Below are 17260 nucleotides of genomic sequence, written 5' to 3'. Positions count from 1 at the left end.
AATGACAAGGGGTTAGGGAGATGTTTACGCAAAGCGTGGAAACGATTATTGAAGCGGCGGTAACGAAACGCGACAAAATGAATGAAAGCCTGCCGAGATATGCTTTGGCGGCGCTGCTGGCCGGGGCGTACGTAGGGATCGGCATCATATTGATCTTCACACTGGGGGCGCCACTGGCGGCGGCCAAGTCGCCCTTCCAGCCGCTTGTCATGGGCTCCACCTTCGGCATCGCGCTGACGCTGGTCATCTTTGCCGGCTCGGAGCTGTTTACCGGGAATAACATGTTCTTTACCGCCAGCACTTTAGCGGGCAGAACAAGTCTATGGGATACCGTCAAGAACTGGGTGATCGTCTTTCTGGGCAACCTTGCCGGCGCACTGCTGCTGGCTTGGCTGGTTCAGGGAACGGGGCTGTTCAAGGCTGCCGGGCCAGATCATCTGATCTTTGCGGCGGCAGCCAAAAAGATGAGCTTGCCTGTTTCCGAGTTGTTCTTCCGCGGCATTCTTTGCAACTGGCTGGTCTGTCTGGCGATCTGGATGTCGTCCCGGGCCAAGAGCGAAGGCGCCAAGCTGGTGCTGATCTGGTGGTGTCTGCTTGCCTTTATCGCCAGCGGCTATGAGCATAGCGTGGCGAACATGACGCTGATGAGCGTGGCGCTGCTGCTGCCGAACCATCCGGAGACCGTTACCCTTGCCGGTTGGCTGCATAATATGATTCCGGTTACGCTGGGCAATATCATCGGCGGCGGCGTATTTGTCGGCATGGCTTACTGGGCCATCTCGCCTGTGCGCGGCGCCGTTAAGTCTAAGTAATCCGGCTGTTTCCACCACAAAATTCATTTCGCTGCGGAGGCTGCCGCTTAAGGTCCGACCAGGGCTTTAGGCGGCGGTCTTTTTTGTCGTTAATAAGGCTGCGGGCACAAAAAAAGCGTCCGAAAACGGACGCCTGCGGCCATAACAAAATCAGGCCGAAAAAAACGAACATGTATGTTTCACTGAGGTGAAAAGAGGGTAAATATTAGCTGTGTTAAATTCGGCAAATCTCATTAGGACAAAGTTCGCAGTGGCAAATATCCTGGAGCATTTCCAGATCTTTAATCACAATCATGCCGTTCTCATACTCTACGGCGTCTTTTTTGCGCAGATCGCTAAGCATGCGGTTAACGCTCTCGCGAGTCGCGCCGATCATGTTGGACAAGTCGGTATGCGTAATTTTTTTGTTGATCAGAATGGATTCGCCGTTCTTCTCGCCGTACGTATTGCTCAGACGGATCAGCGTGGAGCAGAGGGCGCCAGGTTTGCCGTACATCATCAGATCGCGGAATTTGGTCTGCGTCAGACGGTGATGAATGCCCATCCACTTCATAAAATCGATGGCAAAATCACAATGCTGGCAAATCAGAATTTCCAGATCCTTGTGCTCGATCACGCCAACTTCGCTTTCCTCGATCACTTCGGCGGTGAAGCTGTGCTTCGTGCTGAAGAAAGGATCGGCTTGACCGACCATATCGCCGGCTTGATACATATAAAGAATGAGTTCTTTTCCTTCATCCGTGGATTTGGTCAGCTTGACGCGTCCGCGTTTGATGTAAAACAGCTTATCCGAGTAGTCGCCTTCCCAGAATAAATGAGAGCCTTCCGGAACCAAACGTTCTTTCATCGTTACTAGCAGTCTGTTAAAGTTTTGTTCCGAGAAACAGTTTGTATTTCCATGGGCTTCGATAACATTAGTATGTTCTTTCATAATCGACATCCCCTTTATTCCCTCAGTTTTTCAATAAATTTTAAATTAATTATACAATGAAATTCCTCAATATGGGTGAAAAAATTGCGAAAAAAGTGTCTAATTTTCAACATTGTGATTATTTTCACTTCAAAAGAGTGATTTCGAGTGTGATTTCTAATATATTTTTCCATTTCATGCTGTTTGACGTTGTCCAAGGATAGCGGCAAACAGCTTTTTTTACTATAAATGATGGTTGAGTCTTAGGCAAGCAAGAAAGTAGTTTTGGAACAACTTTCATAGGCTGTACGGGGGCTGCACAGAAAGAATTTCAAGAAGTCCACGCACCTTTAGTTGCCGTAGTGTATTTGTTCAGTAGGGAGGGCGACTTAAGGTGATGACATTGGGCAGCGGCAATTTATCGCAATATGAGTTGAATCCACTTTCTTCTATTGAAAAAATCTGACGTCATTCTTCCGGATTTATTTAAAGCGTCCCGGATCATCGCACGTCGGTGTTTCGTTTTCGCCATCCTGATCTGGCAGCTCTGCCCACTGTCATCGCAATTGTTGTTCTTGGCATGTGTTTTATTTTCGGCGTCTTCTTGAGGTAGGTATAAATAGAGGCATCATGTCTGCCACGTCTCTTCTCATCGAATCTTTATAGAGTTGGCTTGTAAGGGGGGAATAACAGGGTTACGGTCAAGAACAATGGTTGAGGAGCGCCTTCGAAGGAAACCGGTTCGGGAACGAACAACGGATAGGGAAGCGTGTAGCAATGGAAGCCTATCAGAGCGACGAGCAACAAGTATCGTCTTTACAACCCAGCTGCCCGCCAAAAAGGTTTTGGAGGTATTTGTGATACGATCAAGGCATAATTAGAAAATGCCGCTCCATAGCGTCAACGCAAAGCCAACCTCGCTTAGGCTCAGCTTGATCATTAATAAAAAGACGATTATTTTTAAAATTAGGAATAATAGCATGGAAAGCTCTTCTATTTAACGGCTTCTTAGGTAATTAGTAATTGTTACCAACTAAAATCTTCTATTACTGCGCCGGAATCCTATGATTTAAGAATATAGAAAAGAGATTGAAGTAGGCAAGATGTCCCTGAAACCCCTCAGAATGTAAGCGCTTTGAAAATAACACAAAAAAATTTTATACTTTGTGAAAGATTTCACTATACAAGTCGCATTTGATGTGATATTATCGAGTTGTAGAGAAGAACAAACACAAATTGACAGGAGGACGAGGGAAATGGCAGTTAAGAATGAAGCAGCCGCCCAAGTGCAACAACCAACCGCTGAAGAATATATTCAGACTCTGGTGGATAAAGCAAAGAAAGCTCAAGAAGCATTCATGGCTCTCGATCAAGAACAAGTCGACAAAATCGTTCATGCAATGGCACTGGCCGGTTTGGACAAACACATGTACCTGGCAAAATTGGCTGTAGAAGAAACAGGCCGCGGTGTTTACGAAGACAAAATCACGAAGAACATTTTCGCTACAGAATATATCTGGCACGGAATCAAGTACGACAAAACAGTAGGCGTTATTGAAGACAATCCTTACGACAGCTACCAAAAGATTGCCGAACCGGTCGGCGTTGTTATGGGCATCACTCCGGTAACCAACCCAACATCCACTACGATGTTTAAAGCTTTGATTTCCATTAAGACACGTAACCCTATTATATTCGGTTTCCACCCATCTGCGCAAGCATGTAGTGCCGCAGCTGCAAAAATTTTGCATGACGCAGCAGTAAAAGCAGGCGCTCCGGAGAACTGCATCCAATGGATTGAGCAGCCAACCATGGACAAGACCAACGCATTGATGAACAACGATGGCGTGGCTCTGATCCTGGCTACAGGCGGATCCGCAATGGTTAAAGCGGCTTACAGCTGCGGCAAACCGGCTCTTGGCGTAGGCCCTGGTAACGTGCCTGCCTTCATTGAAAAGAGTGCAAATATCGACCAAGCTGTAAACGACATTATTCTTTCGAAAACATTCGACAACGGCATGATCTGCGCATCCGAGCAAGCCGTTATTATTGAAGAAGCCATCTTCGATCAAGTAAAGAAGAAAATGATTGCCAACGGCTGTTACTTCGTCAATAAAGATGAAGCTGCCAAGCTGACCAACGGCGCAATGAACGTGGAAAAATGCGCGGTTAATCCGGTAATCGTCGGCCAATCTGCTGTGAAGATTGCCGAAATGTGCGGTATCCAAGTTCCTGCCGGCACCAAGATTCTGGTAGCTGAACTCGAAGGTGTAGGCACTAAATACCCGCTGTCCGCTGAAAAGCTGAGCCCGGTTCTGGCCTGCTACAAAGTTAAAAACGCCGATCAAGGTATCGAACGCGCGGCACAAGTTGTTGAGTTTGGCGGTTTGGGCCACAGCTCGGCCATCCACTCCAACAACGAAGAAGTTATCATGAAGTTCTCGCACCGTCTGCAAACCGGACGTATTCTCGTCAACTCGCCTTCGACTCATGGCGCAATCGGCGACCTCTATAACACGAACATCCCTTCGCTGACTCTGGGCTGTGGATCTTACGGCCGGAACTCGGTATCCCAAAACGTTACTGCCATTAACATGATCAACGTGAAAAGGGTGAATCGTCGTATCGTGAATATGCAATGGTTTAAAGTACCGGATAAGATTTACTTCGAAAAGGGCGCAACTCAGTACCTGGCCAAAATGCCTGAAATCACACGTGTCGCAATCATTACTGACCCAATGATGGTTAAACTTGGCTACGTTGAAAGAGTAGAGCACTACCTGCGTCAACGCCAAACTCCTGTAGCGATCGAAGTGTTCTCGGAAGTTGAACCGGATCCGTCGACAACTACGGTGGAAAAAGGCACGGCTATGATGAACAGATTCCAGCCTGACTGCATCATCGCTCTGGGCGGCGGTTCCCCAATGGACGCTGCTAAGGGGATGTGGCTGTTCTACGAACATCCGGATGCTGACTTCGAAGGCTTGAAACAAAAATTCTTGGATATCCGTAAACGGGTTTACAAATTCCCGAAACTGGGTAATAAAGCTAAATTCGTTGCAATCCCGACAACTTCGGGTACGGGTTCGGAAGTAACCTCCTTCGCGGTTATTACCGACAAAACTTCTGGCAACAACACGAAATATCCGCTGGCCGATTATGAGCTTACTCCTGACGTAGCCATCATCGATCCGGAATTCGTATACAGCCTGCCGAAGACTGCCGTTGCCGATACAGGTATGGACGTACTGACGCATGCCATCGAAGCGTATGTATCCGTTATGGCGAGCGACTACTCCGACGGTCTGGCTATCAAAGCTATCCAACTGGTATTCCAATACCTGGAGAAATCCGCTCTGGAAGCCGACAAGCTTGCCCGCGAGAAAATGCACAACGCATCGACGCTGGCCGGTATGGCATTCGCCAACGCGTTCCTGGGCATCAACCACAGCTTGGCGCATAAATGGGGCGGTCAATACCACACGGCTCATGGACGCACCAATGCCATCCTGATGCCGCACGTTATTCGTTACAACGCGAAGAAACCTTCGAAGTTTGCTGCGTTCCCGAAATATTCCCACTTTGTGGCTGACGAGCGCTATGCCGAAATCGCCCGCATTCTGGGACTGCCGGCCCGCACTACGGAAGAAGGCGTCACCAGCCTGATCAACGCTATTCGCGATATGAACAAAAAGCTGGGTATCGAAGAATCGTTCCAACAACTGGGCTTCGATCCGAAGGACTTCGAATCCCGCGTAGACTACCTGGCAGACCGCGCATTCGAAGACCAATGTACAACTGCCAATCCGAAGCTGCCGCTGGTAAGTGAACTTGCCGACGTATACCGCAATGCTTTCTATGGCAGATTCGACAACTAATATCAAGTAATTTTAAGGTCATACTAAAGTTAAATATATATAGAAACTGAATATTGAATGTAGTAGAATCTGGGATTTGAATTAGAGTGACAAATATCACCAAAAAGTTGTTCGAAGGTGATATTTGTCACAGTTTTCTTTTGGAAAGTAAACTAAGATGTTTATATAAGGTCCCAGTTATAGAACATCAATTGTGAAATTTGGTACAAATAACAGCTTGGGATCACGAGACACGGGATTATCCTTCAAGCCCGCGATCTCTACAAATCATATAAATATATGGAGGGATTAGTATGTCGGTGATTGAAAAAGAAGTACAAGAAGTTAAGTCGGGATGGCGCGGATTTGTAAGTGGCAGATGGTCCAAGAAAGTCAATGTTAATGACTTTATCGACAAGAACATCAAACCCTATGAAGGCAACGAACAGTTCCTCGTAGGCCCTACCAGCAACACTAACGAACTGTGGAAAATCATTTCCCAACTGGGCAAGGAAGAAAGAGAAAGAGGCGGCGTTTGGGACATCGATCTTAACACAGTGTCCACAATCACGTCCCACAAACCTGGCTATATCGACAAAGAAAAGGAACAAATCGTCGGCGTTCAAACTGATGCGCCTTTCAGACGTTCCATTCAACCGTTCGGTGGCATCAAAATGATGATCGACGCTACCAAAGCTTATGGTTTTGAGCTTCCGAGCAACATTGTTGACATGTTTACGAATATCCGCAAAACGCATAACCAAGGCGTGTTTGATGCATATACAAATGATATGAGAGCCGTTCGTAAAGCCGGCATCATTACCGGTCTTCCTGATGCTTACGGCCGCGGCCGTATCATCGGCGACTATCGCCGTGTTGCTCTGTACGGTATTGATTTCCTGATCAAGGAAAAGAAACAAGAACAGCTTAGCCTTGAAGTGGATTCCATGAGCGAAAGCGTCATTCGTCTTCGTGAAGAGCTGTCGGAGCAAATCCGTGCCCTGAGCGAACTGAAAGAAATGGCTGCTGCGCACGGGCTGGATATTTCCAAACCTGCGAACAACGCTAAAGAAGCTTTCCAATGGGTTTACTTCGGATACCTGGCTGCGATCAAAGAACAAAATGGCGCCGCTATGTCCCTTGGCCGCGTTTCTTCCTTCTTGGATATTTACGTACAACGCGACGTTGAAGAAGGTACGCTGACTGAAGAACAAGCACAAGAGCTTGTTGACCATTTTGTTATGAAACTGCGTATCGTGAAATTCCTTCGTACTCCTGAGTACAACGACCTGTTCTCCGGTGACCCGACTTGGGTAACAGAATCCATCGGCGGTATGGCTGTTGACGGCAGAACCCGCGTTACGAAGAACAGCTTCCGTTTCCTGCACACCCTGTACAACCTGGGACCGGCTCCGGAACCGAACCTGACTGTTCTGTGGTCCGAGAAGCTTCCTGAAGGTTTCAAGAAATATTGTGCCAAAGTATCCATCGAGACAAGCTCGATCCAATACGAAAATGACGATCTGATGCGTCCGATTTATGGCGATGACTATGGTATTGCATGCTGCGTATCCGCAATGCGTATCGGTAAACAAATGCAATTCTTCGGCGCTCGCGCTAACCTGGCCAAAGCCCTGCTGTATGCTATCAACGGTGGTGTGGATGAAAAATCCGGCGCACAAGTAGGACCGGAATATCCACGCATCACTTCCGAAGTGCTGGATTACAACGAAGTAATCAAACGCTTTAAACCGATGATGGAATGGCTTGCCAAAACTTATGTCAACACTTTGAACGTTATCCATTACATGCACGATAAATACTCCTACGAACGTATTGAAATGGCGCTGCATGACCGCGACATTCTGCGCACGATGGCTTGCGGTATTGCCGGTCTGTCGGTTGCTGCCGACTCTCTGAGTGCAATCAAATATGCCAAAGTTAAACCGATCCGCAACGAAGAAGGAGTCGCAATAGACTTTGAAATCGAAGGCGAATTCCCTTGCTACGGCAACAACGACGACGCTGTTGACAGCATCGCAGTTGAACTGGTTGAATCCTTCATGAACATGATTCGCAAACATCAAACTTACCGTGATTCTCTGCCGACTCAATCGATTCTGACGATTACGTCGAACGTAGTATACGGCAAGAAAACTGGTACTACTCCTGATGGACGTAAGAAAGGCGAGCCGTTCGCACCTGGTGCTAACCCAATGCACGGACGCGACAAGAAGGGCGCTCTTGCTTCCCTGAGTTCTGTAGCTAAACTGCCTTATGAAGACAGCCTTGACGGTATCTCCAATACCTTCTCGATCGTACCTAAGGCACTCGGCAAAGACGAAGAAGGACGTAAAGCGAACCTGGTATCCATGATGGACGGATACTTCCACAGCAAAGGCCATCACCTGAACGTTAACGTATTTAACCGCGAGCAACTGATAGATGCTATGGATCATCCGGAAAACTATCCGCAGCTTACTATCCGTGTATCCGGTTATGCTGTTAACTTCATCAAGCTGACTCGTGAACAACAGCTCGATGTTATCAACCGTACTTTCCACGGTTCGATGTAATTCAGCCGTTAAACTAATTTAAATAAGCAGTAAATGGCAAGGTGATACCGCCCTTGAATTAAGGGCGGTAAAATCTTGTTCTGAGATTGTTAAAATTTTAAGTTTTTTTGGTTTGTAGCCAGTCGTGAAGAAAGGATGACCTTCTATGATTAAAGGCCGTATCCACTCTCTTGAAACCTTCGGAACCGTAGACGGGCCTGGTATCCGTTTCATCTTGTTTATGCAAGGCTGCCTGTTGAAATGCCAATATTGCCATAACCCGGATACGTGGGCATTAGACGAGGGAAGAGAAGTCACTGTGGAAGATATTCTCAAGGAAATCGAACCTTACCTGAATTATTACCGTTCCTCCGGCGGCGGGTTGACCGTTTCCGGCGGAGAGCCGACGCTTCAGGCGAAATTCGTGGAGCAACTGTTCACTGAGGTAAAGAAGCGTTGGGGATTGCACACGACTCTGGATACCAACGGATATAACGAGGGCGACAAGATTACAGACCTTCTGAATGTAACGGATCTTGTGCTTCTGGATCTTAAGCATATCGATGACGAGGCTCACATCAAACTGACCGGCAAATCCAATGAACGGACCCTGAAGCTGGCTCGCTGGCTGTCTGATCATGGACGCAAGATGTGGATCCGCCATGTCTACGTACCCGGCATTCATAACAAAGAAGAAGACCTCATCAATTTAGGGCGTTTTATCGGAACTCTAAACGGGGTAGAGAAGTTCGAGATTTTGCCATATCATCAAATGGGCGTGTACAAGTGGGAAATGCTTGGCAAGGCTTACGAGTTGGATGGCGTGCCTACTCCCCAGGATGAAGAAGTACAGCGGGCTTACCGGCTTATTGAAGAAGGCCGCAAGCAGACGACCCCGGTATAAATACGACTTCGAATACAGATCGGAATTCTTGACGGGGATCCGATTTTGAATAACGATGAGAGTCCCTCATCGGAGAAACCAGCATCGAAAAAGGCTGTTCCCTTCCCGAAGTTGTTCGGATGAGGGGAACAGCCTTTTTAATAGATTTCCGGGCGAATGAGAGCAAGCAATTATTTGTTTTTTTGATTTCTTGCTTCGTCTTTTACTTCTTCCCGATAACCGCGAATGCTGTCCAGCCGTCGTTCGTTCTTGTCATCAAGCTGATTTTTTTCGGTGGAGGAAATCTCGTCGCTTTGATATCGCCTCCCGTAATAATGAAAAGCGCCGAACTTTGGACGACACTTTGCCCTTAATATTCCCTTCTAAATCTCTCCTTAAAAAGGGGGATTTAAGTGTTTTACAAATTTTCTCTATTTTTCTGAAACTTTTTGCCGGTGCTTGCGTCTAATAGTATGTTTTGTTTTGGGGAAGCCATGATAAGAGCGCAGGCCGCCTTGAGGCGGCTGTGTTTTTGTCGAAAATATAAGAGAGAGGCGGAGGGCAAGCCGTTCAGGATCTTATATTTACAAAAAGGGAGCAGAAGGAGTCATACTAATGAATGTAAGAAAACTGGCTTTAATTGCTGTACTGACGATGGCGCAGGCCGCTTCGGCGGTTCCGGCATTCGCCGAATCCGCTGCACAGTTACCGGCAGGGACAGCAACCAAATCCGCAGTCATGAATGCTGTATCTACTGCATCGCCGGCGGCAACCGCTACAGCTACGGCGATAACCGGAACAGTGTCGCCAGCCCCGATAGTGTCGCCGGCGGCTTCATCTACGCCATCCTCGACCGTGGAGGCGTCGCCGACGGCAGAACAACCTAGCGCAACTCCGGGGCCGTCAGCCTCCGCTGTGCCGTCCGCAACGCCGCAGCCGAATTTTGCACCGGCAGCGAAGACTCCGGCCGGCGTCGCAGGGGCCGGCCAGCTTGTACTAATGATGAACAGCAACAAGATGTATATGAATGGAACTCTATATTTGGCGGGCCAGCCTATGGCCGTCAAGAATGGCGTATCTAATGTGGCGATTCGCGCCATGGTGGAGCGCGTTGGCCTGAAGCTGACCTACAACGGAGCAACGAAAGAAACGATCATCATGAAGGACGGCAACGAACTTCGTTTCAAGACGAACAGCAAAATTTATACAGTAAACGGTAAAGCTACGACGATGAAAGGTCCGGCCTACCAGTATAAAAATACTTTTATGGTGCCGCTGACTTCGATTACGCAGGCGCTTGGCATTCCTTATACGGTGGATAATGTGCAGAAACGCGTCATCTTGACTCTGCAGACAAAGCCCAAGGCATCCTTCACGGTGCAGCCGTCCGAAATTTTTGCAGGAGAAACGACGGTCAATTATGTGACCAGCAGCTCGGCGTCGAACGGCGCAACAATTGTTAACGAGCGCTGGGAAGGACGGCAGGACGTTTTTGCACAGCCCGGCTTTTATACGGTCAGTTATTCGGTTATGGACTCTAACAGCCAATGGAGCGATCCCTACTCGGTAACCATCAACGTTCTTAAACCGAACCAGCCGCCGGTAGCGCAGTTTACGACTAATAAAGACGAATACAAGATGGGCGAGCCGATTACCATCACGAATATTAGTTCCGACCCGGACGGCGATCAGCTAACGGAATCATGGTCCAATCGGGCGCAGGCCTTTTTTAACCCGGGCCCTGTCTCCATCCAGCTGACGGTCACCGATACCCACGGCCTCAGCAGCACTTTCGAGAAGGTGATCAACATTACTAACGAAGTGCTGTACAGCCAGGAAGACTTCAACAAGCTTTTCGTTCCGCTCGGCGATATTTATACGATCAACGGAAGCGAGATACCAAGCTGGAACAAGGTCTCTTATACAAGCAGTTCGGAACCTATAACGCTGATTCGCAGCAATAGCCCCGAAACGGTGTATTCGGAAGGCATTGTATATCAGGAGACGGCGATGGGCAGCACCCGGATTATGGTTCACCACAAGAACTCGATGTCCACAAACATGAAGATGTATGTGATTGCGACAAACGATAATATTTATCCGGCAACCATTACGACCCAACAGTCGGGTTTTGGCGGTCCGCTTGATATACCGACAGCTACAGGCAAAAAGTCGATTGAAACCTACCTGCAATCCATATCTTTGGGCAGTGCTTACGACAATGTTACGCTGCAGCCCGGCGAAAGCAAACCGGTTCTGACCACAATCAACAATGTTACGATGAAGCCTGGACAAATTATTTCGCTGATGTCCGATGTATTCAGTGATTATCCGGTAAAATATTCGATTGTCATGATCGACGCGACCAAGGACCCGCTGCTGACGCTGCCAACCCTTAACTACCTGGAACGCGACGGCGTGCATAACCGAGGAACGTATCCGAATGCGAACCGTATCATTACGGTCACCGATCCGGTAGGAACGACGCCTTCTAGGCTGGTACTCGGAGATAACAACACCGACAAGAACCTGTCGGGCACGGACGCGCTTTCGGGCACGGAAGCATCCAACTCGGGCAACTTCGGCGTTGTTTACAAAATTACGCTTACCCGGGTCGCCCCAAACACATTGATCACGCTCAATCCGCGGGGCGGGAAATACCAGGGACCGCTGCTGGTCAACGGCAATATCATCGAAGCTCCGAATTCGGGCGCTGTTGATGCGCCGCACCAGAACAGCGTGCTGTACCGAACCGGAAATCTGGAGCAGACGGTAGAAATTGTATTTACCCCGGCCTCCGGAAGCAATTTGCCGATTAATCTGCTGTTCATGCCGCTTCCGCCTCAGAAGGCACAATAACTTAAACGGCTTCATATTTATTAAAATTTTCCCGGCAAAGCGCTTGTTCAAGCGTTTCGCCGGGATTTTATTTTCCGGAAACTTGAACTAGGATGGTATGCTGACCTTCATTGACGGCGTCATATTTTTGGGGCATTATTAAAGGATGGGTTACAACCTTGATCCTCTATGTTATGGGAGATGAGCTTATGCTGTCGACAGAAGAGATATTGGAAGCCATGTCGGAGCAGGGACTGCGAATCACCGACCAGCGCAAGACGCTTGCCAAATTGTTCGGCGAGAATACGGGATATTTGTCCGCCAAGGATGTATATAAACATATGGAACGCAAGTACAGCGGGCTCAGCTTCGATACGGTCTACCGCAACTTGCGGGTAATGGAAGAGCTGGGGGTGCTGGAGCAGATCGTTTTTGAGGACGGTATAAAATTCAAGGCGAGCTGCAGCCAGGACCACCACCACCATCATATGATTTGTCTGCAGTGCCAGAAGACGTACCCCATTTCTTTCTGCCCGATGAATATGACGGATGCGCCCGATCAATTTCGGGTGGTGAAGCATAAATTCGAAGTATTCGGGTACTGTAGGGAATGTGAGGAAGCCGGCGCGGAGGACAAAGCGGCTCGCGGAGAAGAGGCGAAATAAGTATGGGAATCGGACGAAGAACGGTACAGGCGCCTATCAAGATTTACCGCAATTTTATTTCACCGCTGAAGCCCGCTACCTGCCGGTTCTATCCAACCTGTTCTGCGTATGCGCTCGAAGCAGTGGAAGTGCATGGACCTCTTAAAGGCGCTTGGCTTGCCGCCAAGCGAATCGCCCGCTGCCATCCCTTTCATCCGGGCGGGCTGGACCCGGTGCCTCCGGCGAAGAACAAGATCACCGGCAAGAAAGCGGCAGGCTCTACTTGACATGGGAGCGCTATTTTGGTTATATTTTCAATAATAATGTATTTCCGACGAATGGATGAGTACATCGGGACGCCAGTACAGAGAGCCGGGGCAGGTGCAAGCCGGTCTGGAAGGTCAGGATGGAATATGGTCCGGGAGGAACCGCCCACGAGCGATATGAGGCTGCATTCGGCCTCTGCGTAAGCCGGCGGCGTGACCCAGCGTTAATGGGCAGTTCCCGCAGCGGGAACTGGATAAGCTCGCGCTCCGTGAGGGGCCGGGGAATTTTGGGTGGTATCGCGTGAGTCAACTCTCGCCCCATATGGGGGCGGGAGTTTTTTTGCGAGCACAGAAACGTTTCGCTCTCCACAGTTTCATGTAGAAGAATGCACGGCTTCGGCAGAAGCGGCCCCGCCGGTCTGCCGGCTGTGCGGTGTCAGCAAAAAGAAAGGATGACGGAAATGAGTCAGAAGAACACTTTTTATTTAACAACGCCAATCTATTACCCTAGCGACAAGCTTCATATCGGTCACGCATATTCGACGGTCGCCGGTGATGCGATGGCCCGCTACAAGCGGCTTCGCGGGTATGAGGTCCGCTATTTGACGGGTACGGACGAGCATGGCCAGAAGATCGAGCGCAAGGCTGAGGAAGCGGGAAAAAGCCCGCAGCAGTTCGTGGACGACATCGTCGTCGGCATCAAGGATTTATGGCGCAAGCTTGACATCTCCAATGACGACTTCATCCGCACGACGGAAGAGCGCCACACCAAGGTCGTTCAAGATATCTTCGATCGTCTGCTTCAGCAGGGGGATATATACAAAGGCGAGTATGAAGGCTGGTACAGTATTTCGGACGAAACCTACTATACGGAGACGCAGCTGGTGGATATCGTCCGGGATGCAGACGGCAATATTATCGGCGGGAAAAGCCCGGACAGCGGCCATCCCGTTGAACTGGTGAAGGAAGAGAGCTATTTCTTTAAAATGAGCAAATACGCGGACCGGCTGCTGCAGTATTACGAGGAGAATCCGGAGTTTATCCAGCCGGAATCCCGCAAGAATGAAATGATAAACAACTTCATCAAGCCGGGCCTTGAAGATCTGGCGGTATCCCGCACTACGTTTGATTGGGGCGTTAAGGTCAAAGGCGATGAAAAGCATGTAGTGTACGTATGGATCGACGCGCTGACCAACTATATTACCGCTCTCGGCTACGGCTCCGAGGACCGCAGTCTGTATGATAAGTTCTGGCCCGCCGATGTTCATCTCATGAGCAAGGAGATCGTAAGATTTCACACGATTTACTGGCCGATTATTCTGATGGCGCTGGGCGAGCCGCTGCCGAAGAAGGTGTTCGCGCATGGCTGGCTGCTGATGAAGGAAGGCAAAATGTCCAAGTCTAAAGGCAATGTTGTGGACCCGGTTACCTTGATCGACCGTTACGGCCTTGATGCTCTCCGCTATTATCTGCTGCGCGAGGTTCCTTTCGGCTCGGACGGCACGTTCACTCCCGAAAGCTTCGTGGACCGGATCAACTACGACTTGGCCAACGACCTCGGGAACCTGCTGAACCGTACCGTTGCGATGATCGACAAATATTTCGGGGGCGAGCTTCCGGCCTATGAAGGCCAAGTAACGCCGTTTGACGGCGAACTGGAAGCGGCGGTTGCGCTGACTTACTCCAAAGTGGAAGAAGCGATGGAGAAAATGGAATTCTCGGTTGCGCTGGCCTCAATCGGAGCGCTGGTCAGCCGGACGAACAAATACATCGACGAGACGCAGCCGTGGGTCCTGGCTAAGGACGAGAACAGAACCCGCGAGCTGGCTTCCGTGATGAGGCATCTGGCCGAGGGGCTGCGGACGGCTTCGGTTCTGCTTCAGCCGTTCTTGACCCAGACTCCAGCGAAAATCTGGGAGCAGCTTGGCATAGCAAAGGGTGAACTGACCACCTGGGACAGCGGCAAGACATTCGGCCTGATCCCGGCCGGAACGAAGCTTGTGAAGGGAGCGCCGATCTTCCCGCGGCTGGATGTGGAGCAGGAGGTCACCTACATCGCATCCGTGATGGGCGGCGGCAAAAAGGCGGCTGAGGCAGGGACGGAAACGCCTGCCGAAGCCGGTGCCGAAACCGCTGGCGCGCAACCGGCAACGGCTGCGGCCGCCGAGCCCGAAGAAGAGCATAAAGAGGAAATCGGCATCGACGATTTCGCCAAATCCGAGCTGCGTGTCGCGCAGGTGCTTGCGGCCGAGCCGGTCAAAAAGGCCGACAAGCTGCTGAAGCTGCAGCTTGATCTTGGCTACGAGCAGCGCCAGGTTGTCTCCGGCATCGCCAAATTCTATACACCGGAGGAGCTTGTCGGACGCAAGGTGATCTGTATTGTGAACCTGAAGCCGGTGAAGCTGCGCGGCGAGCTGTCGCAGGGAATGATTTTGGCGGCTTCCAAAGGCGATCAGCTTACGATTGCGACGGTTCCCGATTCAATGCCGAACGGCGCCATTGTCAAGTAGATTTGAGGAAGTAGAGCGAACGGTTAAGAGTTTCATATTGAAAGCGGCTTGGTCATTGGACCGGGCTGCTTTTTTCTTTGAAGAGATGGGAAAAAGGTTTATATTCAGCGATTACTGCCAGAATGAATATTAGGCGATTGACTTATCGTAATGATTACGACTATAATGCTAATAGTAAAGTTTACGATCAGGGGGAGAACGCTACAAAATGTTAAGAAAAAGAATCAAAGGATTTGCGCTTCCGCTTATGCTGCTTGTTGTATTGCTGTCCGGCTGCGGCCCGAAGAGCAGCGGTACTATCGTCGAGGGTAAGGTGAATGTGGTTACCACATTTTACCCCATCTATGAATTTGCGCAGGAAATTGGCGGGGAAGACGTCAATGCTATTAATTTGCTGCCGGTTGGCGTGGAGCCGCATGATTGGACGCCGCGAAGTCAAGACATTGTGAACACCTCAAAAGCGCAGCTTTTTCTCTATAATGGTGCGGGGCTGGAAGGCTGGGTGCCGAATTTTCTGAAGGGCCTCGAAAGCGACAGTGAGGTGCAGGCGGTCGAAGTCAGCAAAGGCATCGATTATATTATGACAAATGAAGAGGATCATGATCACGGCGGGGAAAACGGAGAGGGGGCGTCCGGCGATTCACTCCATACCGATCCGCATACCTGGGTGAGTCCGAAATCGGCTCTGACTATGGCTGAAAATATTAAAAACAGTCTGGTACAGATCGATCCGGCGCATAAGGATGGCTACGAGGAGCGTTACGGCAAAGTGGCGGAACGTCTTAAGGCGCTGGACGCCAAGTTCGAAAGTGAGCTGGCGAAGGTTCCGAATAAAGAAATTGTTGTGTCCCATCAAGCGTTTGCGTATCTGTGCCGCGACTACGGACTTACCCAGCATGCAATTATGGGATTATCCCCGGACGCCGAGCCGCGTGGGCAGGATTTGGTGAAACTGGCGGAATTGGTGAAAAAAGACGGCATCCGTTATATTTTTTTCGAAGAGCTGGTTTCGGATAAACTGGCCAAGACGCTGGCCTCCGAGGCGGGCGTGTCTACGATGGTGCTTAATCCGGTGGAGGGACTCACGGAACAGCAGCAAAAAAACAATGATAATTATTTCACTCTAATGGAGAAAAATTTGCAAAATTTGATTCTGGCTTTAAAATAAGATAGAAAGCTAACGTGAAAGGGTGGATTGTCATGCAACCGGTATCCCTGGACTGCCACCAGCATATGATCAATATACAAAATCTCTCGTTCTCCTACGGGGAACAGAAGGTCATTTCCGATTTGAATTTTACCGTGAGAGAACGCGATTTTGTCGGTATTATCGGCTCGAACGGAGCCGGCAAGACGACGCTGCTTAAAATGATCGTCGGCCTGCTTCCGGCATCCAAAGGAGAAATCCGTCTGTTCGGACAACCGGTCCGGAAGTTTAAGGATTGGGAACGAATCGGTTATGTGCCGCAAAAAAATGCGTTTAACCCGCTGTTTCCCGCCACGGTGCGCGAAGTGGTCATGTCCGGACTTTATAATAATAAAAATGTGTTCCGCCGCATCTCCCGCGCCCAGCAGTGCAAGTGTGATGACGCGCTTGAGGTGATGCGCATCGAAGGCATTCAGGACAAAAGGGTCGGCATGTTATCCGGCGGTCAGCAGCAGCGCGTCTTTCTGGCGCGGGCACTGATTAACCATCCGGACCTGCTCATTCTGGACGAACCTACAGTAGGCATCGACATCGAGACGCAGGCTGCATTCTTCGAGCTGATTACGCATATGCATGCCCATCATCATATGACATTCCTGATGGTATCGCATGATATCGATATGATCCAAAACTATCTCGGCCAGGAGCCGGTACAGCGAAACGGCAAAATTAACTTTTACTCCCGCCATTCGCACGAGCTTCAGAACTGCGCCGCCGAAGACCTGCAGCATACGCTCACATAATAAGGATCAGCCATTGTACAACATTAGATGATCAA

12 protein-coding genes are annotated in these 17260 nt (G+C 49.6%); 10 read left to right on the top strand and 2 right to left on the bottom strand.

Annotation, left to right across the window (positions count from 1 at the left end; translation table 11 throughout):
- The first annotated feature begins 20 nt into the window (after positions 1 to 20).
- Entirely contained in the window at positions 21 to 812 is a 792-nt protein-coding gene (locus EH198_RS10900) for a formate/nitrite transporter family protein (RefSeq protein ID WP_124695577.1), read from the top strand.
- 214 nt (positions 813 to 1026) lie between these two features.
- On the opposite strand, the gene EH198_RS10895 is transcribed toward EH198_RS10900, so the two are convergent.
- Positions 1027 to 1743 carry a Crp/Fnr family transcriptional regulator gene (locus EH198_RS10895; protein ID WP_124695576.1) on the bottom strand — a complete coding sequence of 239 codons (717 nt, stop codon included), beginning with the start codon at positions 1741 to 1743 and terminating at the stop codon, positions 1027 to 1029.
- Between the two features lie 1235 nt (positions 1744 to 2978).
- On the opposite strand from EH198_RS10895, the gene adhE reads away from it, so the two are divergent.
- From adhE to pflA, 3 genes are all read left to right on the top strand, one after another.
- Positions 2979 to 5600 (top strand): bifunctional acetaldehyde-CoA/alcohol dehydrogenase, encoded by a 2622-nt coding sequence (gene adhE / locus EH198_RS10890; RefSeq protein ID WP_124695575.1) that lies wholly within the window; start codon positions 2979 to 2981, stop codon positions 5598 to 5600.
- A 293-nt stretch (positions 5601 to 5893) separates the two neighbouring features.
- Entirely contained in the window at positions 5894 to 8155 is a 2262-nt protein-coding gene (gene pflB, locus EH198_RS10885; protein WP_124695574.1) for a formate C-acetyltransferase, read from the top strand.
- A gap of 145 nt (positions 8156 to 8300) precedes the next feature.
- Complete coding sequence (pflA, locus tag EH198_RS10880) at positions 8301 to 9038, top strand: pyruvate formate-lyase-activating protein (RefSeq protein ID WP_124695573.1); 738 nt, start codon at positions 8301 to 8303, stop codon at positions 9036 to 9038.
- 170 nt (positions 9039 to 9208) lie between these two features.
- Here pflA and EH198_RS25120 read toward each other — a convergent pair whose 3' ends face one another.
- Positions 9209 to 9322 carry a hypothetical protein gene (locus EH198_RS25120; RefSeq protein WP_246014226.1) on the bottom strand — a complete coding sequence of 38 codons (114 nt, stop codon included), beginning with the start codon at positions 9320 to 9322 and terminating at the stop codon, positions 9209 to 9211.
- Between the two features lie 310 nt (positions 9323 to 9632).
- On the opposite strand from EH198_RS25120, the gene EH198_RS10875 reads away from it, so the two are divergent.
- The 6 genes from EH198_RS10875 to EH198_RS10850 all read left to right on the top strand — a co-directional run bounded on the left by EH198_RS10875 (position 9633) and on the right by EH198_RS10850 (position 17225).
- Entirely contained in the window at positions 9633 to 11876 is a 2244-nt protein-coding gene (locus EH198_RS10875) for a copper amine oxidase N-terminal domain-containing protein (RefSeq protein WP_124695572.1), read from the top strand.
- Between the two features lie 188 nt (positions 11877 to 12064).
- Positions 12065 to 12520 (top strand): Fur family transcriptional regulator, encoded by a 456-nt coding sequence (locus EH198_RS10870; protein ID WP_124695571.1) that lies wholly within the window; start codon positions 12065 to 12067, stop codon positions 12518 to 12520.
- Between the two features lie 2 nt (positions 12521 to 12522).
- Positions 12523 to 12786 carry a membrane protein insertion efficiency factor YidD gene (yidD, locus tag EH198_RS10865; RefSeq protein ID WP_124695570.1) on the top strand — a complete coding sequence of 88 codons (264 nt, stop codon included), beginning with the start codon at positions 12523 to 12525 and terminating at the stop codon, positions 12784 to 12786.
- A 440-nt stretch (positions 12787 to 13226) separates the two neighbouring features.
- Entirely contained in the window at positions 13227 to 15275 is a 2049-nt protein-coding gene (gene metG / locus EH198_RS10860) for a methionine--tRNA ligase (RefSeq protein WP_124695569.1), read from the top strand.
- A 208-nt stretch (positions 15276 to 15483) separates the two neighbouring features.
- Positions 15484 to 16443 (top strand): metal ABC transporter solute-binding protein, Zn/Mn family, encoded by a 960-nt coding sequence (locus EH198_RS10855; RefSeq protein WP_124695568.1) that lies wholly within the window; start codon positions 15484 to 15486, stop codon positions 16441 to 16443.
- Positions 16444 to 16475: 32 nt separating this feature from the next.
- Complete coding sequence (locus EH198_RS10850; protein ID WP_124695567.1) at positions 16476 to 17225, top strand: metal ABC transporter ATP-binding protein; 750 nt, start codon at positions 16476 to 16478, stop codon at positions 17223 to 17225.
- The last annotated feature ends 35 nt before the right edge of the window (positions 17226 to 17260 follow it).

Source organism: Paenibacillus rhizophilus (assembly GCF_003854965.1).
Taxonomy (GTDB): Bacteria; Bacillota; Bacilli; order Paenibacillales; family Paenibacillaceae; genus Paenibacillus_AQ; species Paenibacillus_AQ rhizophilus.
This window is presented reverse-complemented; position numbering and strand designations above follow the sequence as displayed.

Bases quoted from the DNA above. Each gene is read 5' to 3' on its own strand.
- EH198_RS10900 (WP_124695577.1), top strand. From the start codon at position 21: ATGTTTACGCAAAGCGTGGAAACGATTATTGAAGCGGCGGTAACGAAA.
- EH198_RS10895 (WP_124695576.1), bottom strand. From the start codon at position 1,743: ATGAAAGAACATACTAATGTTATCGAAGCCCATGGAAATACAAACTGT.
- adhE (WP_124695575.1), top strand. From the start codon at position 2,979: ATGGCAGTTAAGAATGAAGCAGCCGCCCAAGTGCAACAACCAACCGCT.
- pflB (WP_124695574.1), top strand. From the start codon at position 5,894: ATGTCGGTGATTGAAAAAGAAGTACAAGAAGTTAAGTCGGGATGGCGC.
- pflA (WP_124695573.1), top strand. From the start codon at position 8,301: ATGATTAAAGGCCGTATCCACTCTCTTGAAACCTTCGGAACCGTAGAC.
- EH198_RS10875 (WP_124695572.1), top strand. From the start codon at position 9,633: ATGAATGTAAGAAAACTGGCTTTAATTGCTGTACTGACGATGGCGCAG.
- EH198_RS10870 (WP_124695571.1), top strand. From the start codon at position 12,065: ATGCTGTCGACAGAAGAGATATTGGAAGCCATGTCGGAGCAGGGACTG.
- yidD (WP_124695570.1), top strand. From the start codon at position 12,523: ATGGGAATCGGACGAAGAACGGTACAGGCGCCTATCAAGATTTACCGC.
- metG (WP_124695569.1), top strand. From the start codon at position 13,227: ATGAGTCAGAAGAACACTTTTTATTTAACAACGCCAATCTATTACCCT.
- EH198_RS10855 (WP_124695568.1), top strand. From the start codon at position 15,484: ATGTTAAGAAAAAGAATCAAAGGATTTGCGCTTCCGCTTATGCTGCTT.
- EH198_RS10850 (WP_124695567.1), top strand. From the start codon at position 16,476: ATGCAACCGGTATCCCTGGACTGCCACCAGCATATGATCAATATACAA.